Source organism: [Bacillus] enclensis (genome assembly GCF_001456935.1).
GTDB classification, from domain to species: domain Bacteria; phylum Bacillota; class Bacilli; order Bacillales; family Bacillaceae_B; genus Rossellomorea; species Rossellomorea enclensis.
Genome location: NZ_KQ758484.1, coordinates 1 through 14,078, shown reverse-complemented (window position 1 = coordinate 14,078; position 14,078 = coordinate 1). Strand labels below are relative to the sequence as shown.

16 protein-coding genes are annotated in these 14,078 nt (G+C 44.6%); 5 read left to right on the top strand and 11 right to left on the bottom strand.

Annotation, left to right across the window (positions count from 1 at the left end; translation table 11 throughout):
- Window positions 1-288: 288 nt before the first annotated feature.
- Window positions 289-1,125: a YitT family protein gene (locus AS034_RS12835; protein WP_058298776.1), complete on the bottom strand. Its 837-nt coding sequence runs from the start codon at window positions 1,123-1,125 to the stop codon at window positions 289-291.
- 433 nt (window positions 1,126-1,558) lie between these two features.
- A complete protein-coding gene (locus tag AS034_RS12825; RefSeq protein WP_058298774.1) occupies window positions 1,559-2,209 on the bottom strand; it encodes a hypothetical protein in 651 nt (216 codons plus the stop codon).
- A 306-nt stretch (window positions 2,210-2,515) separates the two neighbouring features.
- Here AS034_RS12825 and AS034_RS23330 point away from each other — a divergent pair, with 306 nt between their 5' ends.
- Entirely contained in the window at window positions 2,516-2,647 is a 132-nt protein-coding gene (locus tag AS034_RS23330) for a hypothetical protein (protein WP_272867404.1), read from the top strand.
- A 30-nt stretch (window positions 2,648-2,677) separates the two neighbouring features.
- Here AS034_RS23330 and AS034_RS12815 read toward each other — a convergent pair whose 3' ends face one another.
- The 6 genes from AS034_RS12815 to AS034_RS12785 form a co-directional block, all read right to left on the bottom strand.
- Entirely contained in the window at window positions 2,678-2,911 is a 234-nt protein-coding gene (locus AS034_RS12815; protein ID WP_058298772.1) for a twin-arginine translocase TatA/TatE family subunit, read from the bottom strand.
- A gap of 86 nt (window positions 2,912-2,997) precedes the next feature.
- The gene (tatC, locus tag AS034_RS12810; protein WP_058298771.1) at window positions 2,998-3,744 is read right to left on the bottom strand and encodes a twin-arginine translocase subunit TatC; all 747 of its coding nucleotides are present in this window, start codon (window positions 3,742-3,744) and stop codon (window positions 2,998-3,000) included.
- Window positions 3,745-3,763: 19 nt separating this feature from the next.
- On the bottom strand, window positions 3,764-5,518 hold the full coding sequence (locus AS034_RS12805) for an alkaline phosphatase D family protein (RefSeq protein ID WP_058298770.1): 1,755 nt from the start codon (window positions 5,516-5,518) through the stop codon (window positions 3,764-3,766).
- Between the two features lie 768 nt (window positions 5,519-6,286).
- Window positions 6,287-6,661, bottom strand: coding sequence for a VOC family protein (locus AS034_RS12795; RefSeq protein ID WP_058298768.1), 375 nt, complete (start codon window positions 6,659-6,661; stop codon window positions 6,287-6,289).
- Between the two features lie 1,167 nt (window positions 6,662-7,828).
- Window positions 7,829-8,434 carry a hypothetical protein gene (locus AS034_RS12790; protein ID WP_058298767.1) on the bottom strand — a complete coding sequence of 202 codons (606 nt, stop codon included), beginning with the start codon at window positions 8,432-8,434 and terminating at the stop codon, window positions 7,829-7,831.
- Window positions 8,435-8,904: 470 nt separating this feature from the next.
- Complete coding sequence (locus tag AS034_RS12785) at window positions 8,905-9,513, bottom strand: hypothetical protein (protein WP_032085890.1); 609 nt, start codon at window positions 9,511-9,513, stop codon at window positions 8,905-8,907.
- A gap of 180 nt (window positions 9,514-9,693) precedes the next feature.
- Between AS034_RS12785 and AS034_RS12780 the strand changes: the two genes are divergently transcribed.
- On the top strand, window positions 9,694-10,230 hold the full coding sequence (locus AS034_RS12780; protein ID WP_058299129.1) for a sigma-70 family RNA polymerase sigma factor: 537 nt from the start codon (window positions 9,694-9,696) through the stop codon (window positions 10,228-10,230).
- 1 nt (window position 10,231) lies between these two features.
- On the top strand, window positions 10,232-11,287 hold the full coding sequence (locus AS034_RS12775; RefSeq protein ID WP_058298766.1) for a sigma-E factor regulatory protein RseB domain-containing protein: 1,056 nt from the start codon (window positions 10,232-10,234) through the stop codon (window positions 11,285-11,287).
- A 108-nt stretch (window positions 11,288-11,395) separates the two neighbouring features.
- Here the strand turns inward: AS034_RS12775 and AS034_RS12770 are convergent, their stop codons facing one another.
- Genes AS034_RS12770 through AS034_RS12760 form a run of 3 tightly spaced genes read right to left on the bottom strand, consistent with a single transcriptional unit; the run spans window position 11,396 to window position 12,947 of the window.
- Complete coding sequence (locus AS034_RS12770) at window positions 11,396-11,761, bottom strand: hypothetical protein (protein WP_058298765.1); 366 nt, start codon at window positions 11,759-11,761, stop codon at window positions 11,396-11,398.
- Between the two features lie 55 nt (window positions 11,762-11,816).
- Window positions 11,817-12,062, bottom strand: coding sequence for a hypothetical protein (locus AS034_RS12765; protein WP_058298764.1), 246 nt, complete (start codon window positions 12,060-12,062; stop codon window positions 11,817-11,819).
- A 36-nt stretch (window positions 12,063-12,098) separates the two neighbouring features.
- Window positions 12,099-12,947 (bottom strand): alpha/beta fold hydrolase, encoded by an 849-nt coding sequence (locus AS034_RS12760; RefSeq protein ID WP_058298763.1) that lies wholly within the window; start codon window positions 12,945-12,947, stop codon window positions 12,099-12,101.
- A 417-nt stretch (window positions 12,948-13,364) separates the two neighbouring features.
- Here AS034_RS12760 and AS034_RS12755 point away from each other — a divergent pair, with 417 nt between their 5' ends.
- Both AS034_RS12755 and AS034_RS12750 read left to right on the top strand, forming a co-directional pair.
- Window positions 13,365-13,670 carry a hypothetical protein gene (locus AS034_RS12755; RefSeq protein WP_058298762.1) on the top strand — a complete coding sequence of 102 codons (306 nt, stop codon included), beginning with the start codon at window positions 13,365-13,367 and terminating at the stop codon, window positions 13,668-13,670.
- Between the two features lie 108 nt (window positions 13,671-13,778).
- The coding region (locus AS034_RS12750) for a GNAT family N-acetyltransferase (RefSeq protein WP_141687717.1) at window positions 13,779-14,078 on the top strand (300 nt) is incomplete at its 3' end.

Genomic DNA, 14,078 nt, shown 5'->3' with positions numbered 1-14,078 from the left:
CTTTCAATGTCGATAATAAAATGAAAGAAATCGATAATAAACATGTCAGCTGGTTTCGGCGGGCAGCTAAAATGGCTGGATTGATTGAAGATTGGGCAATTTGGCTGTCAGGTAATGGTTCAGATAGAGACAAGGGCGTGAATTTTTTAAAATTAGTCAAATTTCAAAAGGGAAATGGCCGTTTTTCAGTGAAATTGGAGTCAATCCGAAGATGTGGTGGAAGATTGGGATGTGTCCCCCGGCCAAGGAAATCAACAGCCCGCCGGGGGACAAGTCCCTTTTTATATTTTATGTCTTCGGAAACGTAAACCCTTCCCCGAACACATCGCGCACATCATGGACGACCACAAAAGCTTTCTCATCTATCTTCTGAATCTTCTTTTTCAAGAGGAACAGCTCCTGCTTATTGATCACCACGTACAGGATATCCTTGGACTCTTTCGAATAATGACCTCGAGCGTTTATGACGGTCACACCGCGGTCCATTTCGGCACTCACTTTTTCAGCGATGTCGTCCGTATGGGCGGAAATGATCGTGACAGCCTTTCTCGTATCAAAACCATCAATCAGGTAGTCCAAAATTTTCGTGCTGATATAGATGGAGATTCCGGTGTACATCGTATTCTCGATTCCGATTACAAAAGAAGAACCTAATACCACCACGATATCGAAGACGAACATCGTAGTGCTGACCGCCCATCCGAAATGCTGGTTGAGCATGCGGGCAATGATGGTCGAGCCGCCCGTCGTTCCTCCCGAGCGAAGGACAAGACCGAGTCCGAGCCCGATGAACACACCGGCAAAGACAGTCCCGAGCATGATGTCGACCGATTCTCCCATGCCTTCAGTCAATTTGATGAAGAGGGACGTAAAGAAGATGGCAAGCATCGTGTACCAGGTCACCCGTTTATTGAGCACCTTGTACCCGACGGCGAGCAGCGCGCCGTTCATGACGAAGTTCGTGATACCCGGCGACCAGCCAAGAAGATAATAAAGGGTCATGGAGATCCCCGTCACGCCGCCTTCCCCAAGTTCGTTCGGGATCGCAAACAGGTTCACCCCAAGTGCAAAGAACACGGACCCGACGATGATCAAGGTGATTTCTTTCACAGTTGTTTTATTCATATCATCACTCCGTTCAAATGGAATACTAGGATACTATAGCACAGGCGATGATTGATGTCTTTAACGAATATGAGGAAGGGTGTGACCTGGTTGGATATGAAGGTGCAGCCTTAGATGTGGGCCTCATGCGGGGATGCGGGGACCTGATCCCCGGCGCACTAAAGCGTTACTGGACTGAGGGTCAGGCCCTTTTTGGGGGAGTTTTGCAATTTGATAATATAATTGGATTTTTGATAATATCCTGCCCGGTTTTGATAATAAACGGGTGGAGGCACATCGAATCGGGATGCTGACGGCCTGGATTCAGGGATCTTTCCTGCTTAATGGACTGAAACCATTCAAAATGGGCATTTTAGGATGGTTTTAAAAGCTTTTTTTAATAAAAAGCAACCATTTTAATAGGAGCACCATAACGCATCGGGTGCTTCTCTGATCAGTTCTTATCTGTCGCTTCCACCCTAACCCCCGCAGGATCCACACCTTCAAACCCACCGCCTGAAAAATGAACAGCATTAAATCGACGATCATCTGCCTTAGTAAAGATGAGACTCCACCGATCATACCCAACCGTCACACGCGACTCATCTTCATGAAGTACATCCAAATTCAACAAACGGGCAACGGATCTTGGGTGTTCGGTGAAAGGAACCCCAATTTCCATCTTCTGAATCACAGTATGCTGTTCCTCACTCACTACGTCGCTTCTTCGTTGAAGCTCGATCCGGAATGTCCACGGAGTCGAAATGAATGTCCGTCGTTCGCCTTCGTTGACGGCCCAACCTAATTCGGCAGCCCTGCCGGCAATCGCGCTGTATTCTTCTTCGTTCAGCAGCACACCGATATGGTCGAACATATCGCGTTTCCCCTGCCCGAATGTCACATTTGTCTGCCCCTTGACCATCTCGATAATCCTGAAGGCAATGTCTTTTCCTTTAAAATCATCCCAGGACAATGGGGGATTGAACGGCTGCATCTCACCATCCAGCCTGCCGACCCTGGAAATGGTCCGGAATCCGAGCTGCTGATAATAGGATTCCATTTCTTTAACTTTTGGTGTCCAGTGGTGGTAATGAAATAGGTTCATAGGTTTACTCCTCCTTGGTTGGCCCTGTTGACCTCTTTTTATATAGTATACGGGGAGCTGTGTGATTTTTCTTCGTAGGAAAGTTTGATGGGGTGTAAGGCTTTTGGCATAATAAGGGAGGTATCTGCATTTATTTTATAAAGTTGAAAAAACAACAGGGAAAGGGGATGTATTCGTTTGTACTTGATCCTATCGATTTTTTTAGCGAGTTTACTAGGTATAATATTATTTGTGACGGGCCCTTTTTATGGCGGCGTTCTTGCGTTCGGTATCATTGCGGGGAGTTTATTCAGGGGGCTATATTTGTTGAATGATATACATAGAAGAGTTTCTATGCAAATGCCGAAGCTGGATAAGGCGGGAGAGGCATATGAGAACTATTTAAGAGAGAAAGAGAATGACGATCAAAGGTCTCAGCATGAGAAACGTCCAGAGTAAGATCCCCTGGACGTTTTTTTACGCTCATTGTCAGCTGCCTGTATGCTGATTCTCTTTTTCCACGGCTTTCAGCCTTTGACCTTCGTCTGCAGAAGTACTATTCTTGTGATCGTGTCCATTGACTAGATCACTTGTAGCGCTTTTGAATTCTTTTAATGTGTTTCCGAATGCACGTCCGATCTCCGGGAGTTTGGAAGGTCCGAAGATGATCAACGCGATCACTAGTACAAGGATTAATCCAGGGATTCCGATATTCGATAGCATAATGTTCGCCTCCTAGTTTCATAGAATGGGGCTTTGCCACAGTCATGCAGCTGTTTCCCTTTGAAGTTGGAAGTAGTCATTCACTCCTAAACGGCACTCTCTTGAGCCATGGATGGTTCTGCCTGACGGGAAGCTCTTTTTTTATAGGCAATCGTTGAACAGGTGATGCTGATTTCATATAAAAGGAGAAGCGGCAGGATGACGAGTACATCCGATAGAAAATCCGGCGGCGTGATGAGCACGGAAATGACAATCAGGAAAAAATAGGCGACTCTCCTTGATTTCTTCAAATTGGCCGGATCAATTATGCCGAGTACCGTCAGGAAGACGATTACGAGCGGCATTTCAAATAACAGTCCAAATGGTAACGTAAGGTTCAGCATGAACCGGAAGTATTTTTCAGCTGTGAACATGGTTTCAAATTGGCCGGCTGACAGTGTGGTCAAAAAATTCAGGACAATCGGGAAAAGGAGAAAATACCCGAACCCGATGCCGAAAATGAATAAAAAGAATAAGGCTGGTATGAAGCGTACTGTCACGCTTCTTTCTCTAGGACTCAGTCCCGGTGAGACAAACCGCCAAATTTGGTAGGCGGCGACAGGGATGGTTGCAGCCAGCGAGCAGACGGCTGCAATCATCAAGTACACCCATAAAATCTCGCTTGGTCCGAGGACCGCAAGCTTCATGTCTAAATCCCTGATCAGCCACCTGTAGATCGGTTTCACAAAAACCATCCCGGCAATCAGGAACCCGATAAAGGCGAACACGGTTTTCATCAGGCGGCTCCTGAGCTCTTCCAAATGTCCAATCAGCTGCTGGCTGCTCTCATTCATGTCCTCTGCCTCCTCTATACTAGTTCATTTGCATATGTTTTCCTTTTTGAGCTTGTTTTTTATGGGCTCGTGCATGCGCTTCGTGGCGGTCATCTTCCACCTCGGAAGATTTCTGTATCCCTTGGGGAACGGTTGCTGCTGATATTTCCTTCAGCCCTTCTGGGTCTTTTTCGTAAACAAATGAAGCTCTTGTGGAAATATCCGCGCCGGGCTTCGAGACGAATGGGACGACACGATAATCGGCCTTCCATTGTGTCGGTGTGACGTGACAGCGGACATAGCCTCGGTAATCGTTAAAGAACTTGATATGTTCGTTCTGTGCGAGGATGCGGTCCGTGTCTGCACGCTTGTCCGCCCCGTTCCCGCCTGATGTGATCGAGGTACCGACAAACTCTGCGCCAAGCATCTTGGAAGACGGATCATCAAAGTCTGCCAGGATATTGGAAGCCCAGTTCGCATGGACATCACCGGTCAGGACGATCAAGTTATCCATGTTTTTCTGACGGGCAAAGTCTGTGATGCGCTCCCTAGCAGGAGTGTAGCCGTCCCATCCGTCCATGCTGTAAAGAGGCTGCTCCGGGCTCCGGCCATAGTTTCTTTTTGCAAAAAAGATCTGCTGGGCCAGTACATTCCAGGATGCAGAGGATTTACCGAGATGATCAAGGACCCATTGTTCCTGTTCGCCGCCCAGCAGTGTCCGTGAAGGATCCAGGGATTCAGCCGTCTGCGGAGAGCTTTTATCTCCATTCGCCTGGTCGGAGCGATACTGGCGGGAATCGAGGACCATGAAATTCGCGAGGTTCCCGTATGAGAATTGGCGGTAAAGCTGCATGTCAGATCCGTGCGGCATGGAAGATTGTCTCAGCGGCATGTGTTCATAATAGGCCTGATATGCAGCGACGCGGCGTTTCACGAACTCCTCTACGGACTGGCCTTTTTCAGGGATCATGTCAGCATAATTGTTCTCCACTTCATGGTCATCCCATGTGACCACCCACGGGAATGCCGCATGGGCAGCCTGCAAGTCACCGTCTGAACGATACTGGGCATGTCGGTTCCGGTAGTCATCCAGAGAACGGATTTCCGGTCCTTTATGCTGGCGGACGTTACCTGATTTAGCTACATACTCATCCGGACCATACTCATAAATGTAGTCTCCAAGATGGAAAACGAGGTCGAGGTCTTCTTTTGCCATATGCTTGTAGGCAGTATAATAGCCGTGCTCATACTGCTGACAGGAAGCGAAGGCGAAAGAGAGGCTTGCGACATCTGCGTTCAGGGCAGGAAGGGTTTTCGTTCTTCCGATCGGGCTGTAATCCTTCCCGACTTTGAACCGGTAGTAGTACACCGTACCAGCTTCGAGATTCCCTACCTCGGCATGAACAGAATGAGCGAGGGCGGGACTTGCCGTTTCCGTACCGCGCTGGATGATATGCCGGAAATGTTCATCCTTCGCGATTTCCCACTTTACTGGTATATTCCGGTCAGGCATGCCGCCGCCGTTAAGCGGGTCGATCGCCAAACGCGTCCATAACACGACACCGTCCGGGAGCGGATCACCTGAAGCTACCCCAAGCAGAAACGGATAATCCTGAAATCCGCCTTCTTCTGCTGAGACGGAAAAACCGCCCATCGACTGTGCAATCACCATCCCTAAAGAAATGCCAGCGACTTTTCCCGCCCCCTGAAGGAAGCTGCGGCGGTCGACCCCTTTATGTAAGGTCTCCTCATTAAACTTTTGCATCCAATTGTCCATCGGTCTCTCACTTGTCATGCGAATGTCCCCTTTCATGAATCGATTGAATGTAACAACTCACAGTATAGGGGACCATTTTTAAGTTGTTGTAAATGAATGTAAATAGAGGATAGAACAGGAGGGTCATCATTCCTGGGCAAAAAGATCGTTTGTTGTTTGAATATTTGATTAACTGGGACGGATTCAGTAGAGTACACCAGTTTTTAGTGGGTGTTCGGCCTCAGTTTTTTTTACATAGATAAAATGAAAACTACATAATAAATGGAAGGGGGAGGTTGTTTTTCGGGGATGAGGCAGCACGGTCGATTCGGGCAATAATTCGGCGGGTGACAGGGGGACTTGAGGATGTGTGATTGGTGGGGCTGATCCCCAATAATAAGGTGGGACAGCCCCGCTTTTATCTGGACGAATTCGATAATAACGAGCGTGATTCGATTAATTACCAGGTCAATCGATTATTGCGGGAAGCAGCCGCCCTGAATTCGATAATAGAATCTTCTTTTTCGATAATAAATTTTTGGATTTCGATAATAAAATTGAAGAATTCGATAATAAAAGAATGGCAAGGAGGAAGGGGGAGTTGATTTTGTGTGGTTTGGTCAGAAAACGGAGTGATTTTGTAAGTATGTGACCGGCTGACAGAAGGGAGGGCTTGATTTATAAAAAAATCGACTGATTTGTGGTGTTTTATGAAGGAAATGGTCTGTTTCCAGGCGATACACTCTGTCAGTGAGCCTGACCCCGGCCACGATGAAACGTGTCGGGGCCAAGGCCAAATCATGCCGATTACCAGTGCACTTGAAGCTTATTCCCATTCGGGTCATAGAAGTGAAAATAGGCATGGCCATTATCTTCTTGTATTTCCTCCACCTTGACGCCGTGATCTGCTAAATGTTTGTGGAACTTCGTTAATTCAGGACTGGTAAAGCCGATTGAAAAGGCTGACTCGTTATCAATTGTGAAATGGGCATAAGTTTCATCAGCAGTTGGGACTAATATAAGCAAAAATGGCCCATCATTTACTTTTATGATGGCATACGGATCTTCGGTGATGGACAACAGCTGCAGTCCCAACACGTCTCTGTACCAATGGGCAGACGCCTCCAGATCTCTTACAGGGATTCGAAAATAATGAACTTGATCAATATACGAATGACTCATTATGTATCTCTCCTTTAATTCGTATTTGCACATACTAGTAAACTCTTGGATGCTGTCACCTTATAAGAAATTATCGCAGATACGCTTGATTTTTACCATATTTATGTAAAAACAGGGTACACCAACTCGATATGGTGGAGAAAAGGAGGACTGTTCATGAAGAAAAATCAAAGTCACATATACTGTATCGGTTGATTGTCTTATTACTAGGTTTGCATACATATCCTGGGGAATGGTCCAATTTCTTTTTCTTAGTGGTTGGGTTAGGTTTCTTTTTCACTTTGGGGATTATGGTGCATGGAAACTCAAAGCATTCAAAATGACCGCCTGCCCTCATATCAACAACTGTGAATAAAAAAGAAGAGACACCGGCGAAAGCGTCTCTCCTGTAAAAACAGCTGTTCGAAGTGTTTATTTGAGAGATGTTCTATGAAGAATGGCAGCTTCGATCAATTTGATGAATTCCTTCGAGGTCCCAACTCTCTTGGAATCCACTAGAATTTTCTTTAGCTTTTCTTCTGGTAAAGTATTCAGCCCATTCAAAAGAATCACCCCTTCCCAAATTTACTCTTTTTTTAAGACAATTTCAGTTATATGCACCAATACACAATTACTTATTCTGTCTTTGGAGATTTCAAGGTAACCAGTATCGTAAACCCATTGAACTACGTATTCTTCGTTGTTATATACTACTTTATCACCAGAATGGAATTGCATGCATACCCTCCCTGAGAATAGTTTTGGGTATATACTACCATAAATGAATCAGGGGCTGATGTTGTTCAAATACTGTTTTCAGCGTATTGCTTCGACGAAAAGCCCGGATATCTCTTAAAATAGGGAAAAACTATTCATGTAAGAATAATAAATTTGCAGTGGAGGGACTCTTAGGGTGTTGTACGGATTTTTTCGTGAGGTTTCATTGTTACTTGATGCTTACATTCCATTTATCAGGACATTTGCAGCTGAAAAATAATACTAAACTCGTTAATGCGGAATGTATCTGAATCTTTCATCCTATTCCTTATTACAACTATAATTGGAAAGAAGGGATAAGTAAACATAAATTACACATAAGATAATAGTTGCGATTGGACATCTGTTCCAAACGGTCAAAATAGAAAGGTCCGACCCCCGGGCAATCAGCCGGGAATCGGACCCGCAAACTTACTTCAACTGCAGCTCAATCTCATATTCCTTTATCTCGGATTCAAAGTCATCCTCTGGTCCCTGGTGGCCGTGGAACTCGAGTTTGATCCACTCGATGTCTTCGGCATGGCCTCTTTCAAGGTACCAGATGATGTTGCCTTCTTTGATGACGCCTTTGTCGATCTCGCCGCCGATGCTGTCGGAGACCCACATGTCAGGCATGTCGATTTGTTCACCGGTGCTGGTCACGAGTACGGCCTGGTCGGGGTAGAAGGTGAACTTTCCGTCGGTTGTGTTTTCCATCTTGAACTTGACGCCGACTGCGGATGCTTTGGCGTTTTCGTCTTCCATGGTAGGGGCTTTATCCGTCACGACGGCTTTCTGGATCTCCATTTTCAAGCCATTGTAGTCATCGGACCACTTCGCATCATTATAGTACGTCCAGATATCTTCTTCCTGCGCTTCTTCCTCTGTCTTTTCTTCCTTGCCGGCATCACCATTCGTTTTTGCCTCGGCTTTTTCGGTGTCGTTTTTATCAAGTTCCTCTACAGCTGAATCACTGCCGCATGCTGCGAGTATCAGGATCATGGCACCTGCTAACAATAGATAAACAATCTTTTTCATAAAAAATTTCCTCCTTTAGGGTGTTCATTTGGAAATGTGAATCATTTCCTTGTAATTCCAGTTTATCTGCTCACCTGTTTGGTTTTTTGATAAGGTGAGAGGTTCTATTTTAAAATAAGGTTGTGTTAAACGCCGCTGTTGATTTCCGTGCAAGACTTCGCTTTCCGCGGGTGAGCCGTGAGCCTCCTCTTAAAGGAGGAATTACTGTCCAGCTGCAGGGCTTAGAGGCACATGTCATAAGTCAACTCGTCCAAGAAGGCAAAGAACGCCTTCGTGGCCGATTCGCCTTATGCCACACCTCTCTTCAAAGCCCTTCCGCTTTTCTGATAGGAGTCTTCGTCTTGCACTCCAATCAACAGCTGGATTCAAACTAAAAATCAACATTCTTCTTTAACAAAGCTTAAAATAAATAGAACAGGCCTCCCGGCATTTGAGCCTGGGGACCTGCCCTATGCAAGAGCAAAGCTTTCTTAATTTTCTTCTTCTGCTTCTTCAAGATCATCCGGGTAGACCACTTCTTCAAGTGTTTCGCCCGAAGCTTCGTCCTCGACTTTGACCGTGACAGAGTAGTCATCTGTGCTTACCCCGTCATACATTTGATACATCATGCCCGACATGCCGAGACTCATGGTGGCGAACGCGTCCATGCTGTTTTCATATTTCTCTTTCTCTACGATCATCGTAAACTCAGAGTATGAATCATTATGTTTGATGTCTTTGATGGAAACAAAGTCTTCGCTCGTCTTCGTTTCCTCGATGGTTTCGTCGATGCTGGCTGCAATGTCCTTCAGCATCTTTTTATGAGTGGATTTTGACATTTTATATGTAATGGATCCATCTTCATTCTCGGTTACATCCTTGATGCCATTTTCTTTCGCATCGGCCTTGATCGTTTCCAGGCTCTCATTCTCGAACATGGAAGCAGGCAGCGTGACCTCGACATTGAATAATTTTTTATCAACTTCTACACTTTCATCTTTCTTCGCAGACTCTTCCTTGTTGTCTTTTTTGCCGGCTTCTTCCGAAGAGCAGGCAGTCAGAAGAATGAGTGCCGCTAATACGGTAAATAATTTCTTCATCTATAAAACTTCCTTTCTTTCAATTACGTTACAATAGTGTAACAAACATATTTCTAAATAACTACCTGATTGGATTAATTCTATATTTTGGCATTTTTCGGAAAAGTGGACGGTGGGAAAACATTTCTTTCCAACCATTCCGTCCCTTCTCCGTCTAATATCTTTGAAAGGGTGTGGAGGATGCTTGAGAAAAAGCGTGAACAGAGAGAGTTTATGAATAAAGAAGACCGTCTCGTATGGCTGATGGATGAGTACGGGGACGATATTGCCCGCCTGGCCTTTTCGTATACGAAGCAGAAGCAGCTTTCGGAGGATATAGCGCAAGAGGTGTTTATCAAATGTTATGAGAACCTGGATCAATTCCGGAAAGAATCCACATACAAAACCTGGCTGTACCGGATTGCGATCAATTTATGCAAGGACAAGCTGAGGAGCTGGCCGTTCAGGAATATCGTGGTGACAGAATTTTTCGGGAAGACAAAGAGCGCCGGCAATTCCCCCGAGCTTGAATTGGCGGGCAAAGAGAATAAGCGGGTCATATCTGAAGCGATCCTTACCCTGCCCGTGAAATATCGGGAGGTCATCATCTTGTACTATTACGAAGAAATGTCCTATAAGCACATAGCGGACCTATTACATATACGGCTGCAAACGGTGAAGTCCCGACTCCATAGAGCCCGCATTTTGTTAAAAAAGGAACTTGAAGGGAGTGTGTGAGATGGATGAATTTCTGCGCCATACAAAAGAAAACATGAATGACACGGTGATGAAGGATATTCATTTCAATGAGGAAAATAAAAATCATGTACTGCAGGCAATCTCCCGAAAAAGAAACAAAAAACGGTTTCTAAAACCTTCATTAAGATATACGGTAAGTATCGGGACTGCCTGTATGTTCTTTTTGGGAATGGGTTATTATGTCTCAGAAAAATTGGATCTTTCGCGCGGGGAAGAAAACATCGCAAGCGTGGATCCGCCCGAGAAAGGATCGGATGCCGTACAACCTCCATTAATAGAAGAATCCAATGAGGACATGACAAGGAAAGAAGTGCTGGAGAAACTATTGAACACGGTGGATTATTTTAAGACGGCTTCGGGAGAGTTTGAATTATTTACAACCTATCGGGACGGAAGTACATCTGTGACCACCACAGAATTCAAATTGAGCAACAAGCGTGATTTCGGCGGATACGATAAAACGACTGAAAAGCTTCAGGACGGCGGGGAAAGTGTAAATGAAACCATCTATAATGATAAAAAAATCTGGAGAAAAGAAAGCGCCGGGAAAACCTATAGTGCTTGTGACTATCAACCCGTAACAAGCCAGGAAACGTTCACCACTCCCGAGGAAGCTTTCAGTGTTGACGAAAACCGCCTCTTCAAGCCAGACACAAAATTAAGGGAACGGCCATTACTCGGCAGCCGGTCGGCACTTTCACTTTTTCCTTATGAAATGACCGCAAGGAATTTAAGGAATGAACAGCTATGGAAAATTGAAAAGCAGAATGAAGAAGTGGCTGGTCATAATACGATTGTTATTCATGGTGAATTTGATGATAAGGATAAAGAAATGACGAAAAACGATACCTTCAGGTTGTGGGTGGATAAGGATACCGGCATCTTGGTGAAATATGAAATGTATGACAGTGAGGGAGAGGTGCAGGATTATCTTCATCCGATAAGGCTGGATTTGAATGTTCCGGTGGATCCGGAGGAGTTTGTGCCGGATTTGGAGGGGTATAACCGGATGGATCTTTGTGTGAAGGGGAGTTAAGTAGAGAGGGGGGGAGGATTTTACTGCTATAAAGGGCTGGTAGAAAAACTCCCTCTTTTTTGTTTGCGAGGTGCATTCCTTGCGCATAGATCGGGGACACCCAGTCTATTACTGATTCAGCGTTTCTTCAATTGCCGCAACCGCCATTTCAAATGCTTTTATCCTTCTTTCAATTAACGTCTTCTGAGGGCTTCCGGCTTTCGCCTTTTCCAACATGTTTTGAAGGGAGGGAAGCAATCCAATCAACACATTTCGGGCTTCTGCTAATTCTTCCCGATTGTAATTGCATGGTCTTTGATCCCAATTACTCTCCAACACAGCTAGTCCGACTTGAAGAGCATGAAGTCGCTTCTTGATCAAAGTAGTATTAGAACCCTTTTGAGCCATATTCTCCAGGGCATTTTCTGATTTGCGGATGGCGGATTGAAAGGCTTTGATGGATTCTGTTTTGATTTCGTTTGAAACAATTTGCATTTTATCTCATCCTCTCTTGCAGTGAGTCTCAGTTTTCATAGTGAGGAAGGGAGCTTCAGTCGTGATCACTCCCGTCCACATTCATTTCCATGGAATCGTCCTCAAAATCTCCGTTTTGATATTTATTCCTATCCGGATTCCCCAGAATCATGGCGCTGTCCCGCAGTCTGATTTGCTTGATTATGAGAGCGGCGACTATTCCCGGTATTGCTAGATAAAATAAATAGGGGAGGTGAAAAAATAAGGAAATGAATAATAAAATCACAGAGGGGATGGCAATGATCGCTTGAACGTTTCTCATAACGTTTCACCACCTAATTCGAGTGTTTTAGCTGTATTACTTGATAGTAAACGATTCACCCGAATTCATAAAGAAAAACGAAGCCACCGAAGCCATTTCCCCAGGCTGCTCCAAAACCGTCCAATGCCCGCTTTCCCCGATCTCAACAATCTCAACATGCGGAAGATGCTCCTTGAAAAAACGTTCCATATGAAAAGGAGTGAGGATATCATGTGAACCTTGCGCAATCAGGATCGGAATGCTGCTCAAGGTTTTTACGTGCGGCAATAGATTGTATGATTCCTCTATGTCCTTGCTGATCTTGCTTTGGACGACATCATTGTATGGGATGTGTTTTTTCTTCTTTAATGTTTCTTGGGAGTAGACGTAGTAAGGATCCAGAAGGTTGAGAATCTGTTTAGTACGGTTGATGCCGATGGCGTGGAGCATGCCATTCACCATGAATCTCATCTTTTTAAATGTGCCGAGCTTTTGTAAAAGTTCCGTCTTAAAAGCAGCGTATGCTTCGTTCGTTAATCCGATTGCCGCCGTCAGCATGATTTTTTCTACATGGGATGGGTGTTTAGCGGCATACGACAGGGCGAGCATGCTGCCCCATGACTCGCCGAAAAGATGCATGCGCTCCAAACCCATTTCCTGTCTAAGAGCTTCCAGGTTCCCGACTTCATCCTGGATGGAGTACCGGTCTCCTTCAACGGCACCGGACATCCCGCAGCCGGCCTGGTCATATAAAATTACCGTATGATCCGCTGCCAGACTCTCTGCAAAAGGAAGGAAGAACTCGTGGCTTCCGCCGGGGCCGCCATGAAGGAAGACGATCGGGTCGCCATTTCCAAACGATTTGACGTAGATTGATTTTCCGTTGAGGGTCATGTGCTTGCCCATTATCATCATCCTTTTTTGACAAGAGCTCATTTATTTTTACGAGATATATAGAAATAGAGAATCCAAAACAGCAGGGGCAGTAAAATGACGAACGGTTTTCCGCGGGGCGGCAGTGCAAAGGCTAAAACAAGTCCGATTATGGCAAATGGGATGAGCAGCAGCCCGTAGATCCTTTTTCTCTAATATAGTTCCTCCTGACCATTTGATCACTCTTCTTACATTACTCCAAGCCCTGCCGATAATCCTTCATGAATGATGGAAGGATTTGTGTGATACAATTGAAAAATAATGGATATTGAATGTAAGTGCAGGAATTTAAAAGCGACTCCAAGAGTATCTTCAGCCCCTTATTAATGAGTTCTTCAATTAAAGGACAGATTAGCAGAATAAGAGGTTTAAATAAAGGGGGAGAGTTTGATGGATATTCAGACTGTTGTAAACACATATTTTATACTATTATTGGTCGGTGCTGTAATTTGTTTTTTTATAGGTTTTGGATTGAAGAAAAAATTTAACAGCCATAAAATCGGTTTTTATACTACGTTTATTCTTAGTCTTATAATACTTGTTTTTCTTATCCAATGGTTCAAAACTGCATCAGCAGAATTATTTATAGGTACTTTACCTTGGTTATTTAATCAAGCCATTGCTATTATTTTGTATCCTATTTATCTTGCATTTACTTGGTTTGTATTAAAAAGGACTAACATAAAAAAATTTTAAACTAACGGGGGCGTTTGCTGAACAAGCAGCAGCCCTTTGTTCAAGAAAAGGGCAGGTTACTTGAAGAAGGAAGCCAAATAATCGATGTACGAAAGGCTGGAATGAATCATGGTGAAAAAAGAAGCACCGAGAATTGAAACAGAACGATTGATTTTACGTCCGAGAGCGGAAAAAGACATTCCCAATATGCTTAAAATGTTTAACAGTGATGAAGTAAGAGAATTTCTTGGAATTAATCCCCCTCGTGATGAACACTCAATGGTAGAAATGGTTAGGAATCGTACTGAAACAAAATGGACGGTCGCCTTAAAAGATACGGATGAATTCATCGGTGATGTCATGATTCCAGAAATAGCAGAAGGTTATCTTGGCGAAATTGGCTATCGCTTCATGAGGGAGCATTGGGGA

Bases quoted from the DNA above. Each gene is read 5' to 3' on its own strand.
- AS034_RS12835 (WP_058298776.1), bottom strand. From the start codon at position 1,125: ATGAATAAAACAACTGTGAAAGAAATCACCTTGATCATCGTCGGGTCC.
- AS034_RS12825 (WP_058298774.1), bottom strand. From the start codon at position 2,209: ATGAACCTATTTCATTACCACCACTGGACACCAAAAGTTAAAGAAATG.
- AS034_RS12815 (WP_058298772.1), bottom strand. From the start codon at position 2,911: ATGCTATCGAATATCGGAATCCCTGGATTAATCCTTGTACTAGTGATC.
- tatC (WP_058298771.1), bottom strand. From the start codon at position 3,744: ATGAATGAGAGCAGCCAGCAGCTGATTGGACATTTGGAAGAGCTCAGG.
- AS034_RS12805 (WP_058298770.1), bottom strand. From the start codon at position 5,518: ATGACAAGTGAGAGACCGATGGACAATTGGATGCAAAAGTTTAATGAG.
- AS034_RS12795 (WP_058298768.1), bottom strand. From the start codon at position 6,661: ATGAGTCATTCGTATATTGATCAAGTTCATTATTTTCGAATCCCTGTA.
- AS034_RS12790 (WP_058298767.1), bottom strand. From the start codon at position 8,434: ATGAAAAAGATTGTTTATCTATTGTTAGCAGGTGCCATGATCCTGATA.
- AS034_RS12785 (WP_032085890.1), bottom strand. From the start codon at position 9,513: ATGAAGAAATTATTTACCGTATTAGCGGCACTCATTCTTCTGACTGCC.
- AS034_RS12780 (WP_058299129.1), top strand. From the start codon at position 9,694: ATGCTTGAGAAAAAGCGTGAACAGAGAGAGTTTATGAATAAAGAAGAC.
- AS034_RS12775 (WP_058298766.1), top strand. From the start codon at position 10,232: ATGGATGAATTTCTGCGCCATACAAAAGAAAACATGAATGACACGGTG.
- AS034_RS12770 (WP_058298765.1), bottom strand. From the start codon at position 11,761: ATGCAAATTGTTTCAAACGAAATCAAAACAGAATCCATCAAAGCCTTT.
- AS034_RS12765 (WP_058298764.1), bottom strand. From the start codon at position 12,062: ATGAGAAACGTTCAAGCGATCATTGCCATCCCCTCTGTGATTTTATTA.
- AS034_RS12760 (WP_058298763.1), bottom strand. From the start codon at position 12,947: ATGGGCAAGCACATGACCCTCAACGGAAAATCAATCTACGTCAAATCG.
- AS034_RS12755 (WP_058298762.1), top strand. From the start codon at position 13,365: ATGGATATTCAGACTGTTGTAAACACATATTTTATACTATTATTGGTC.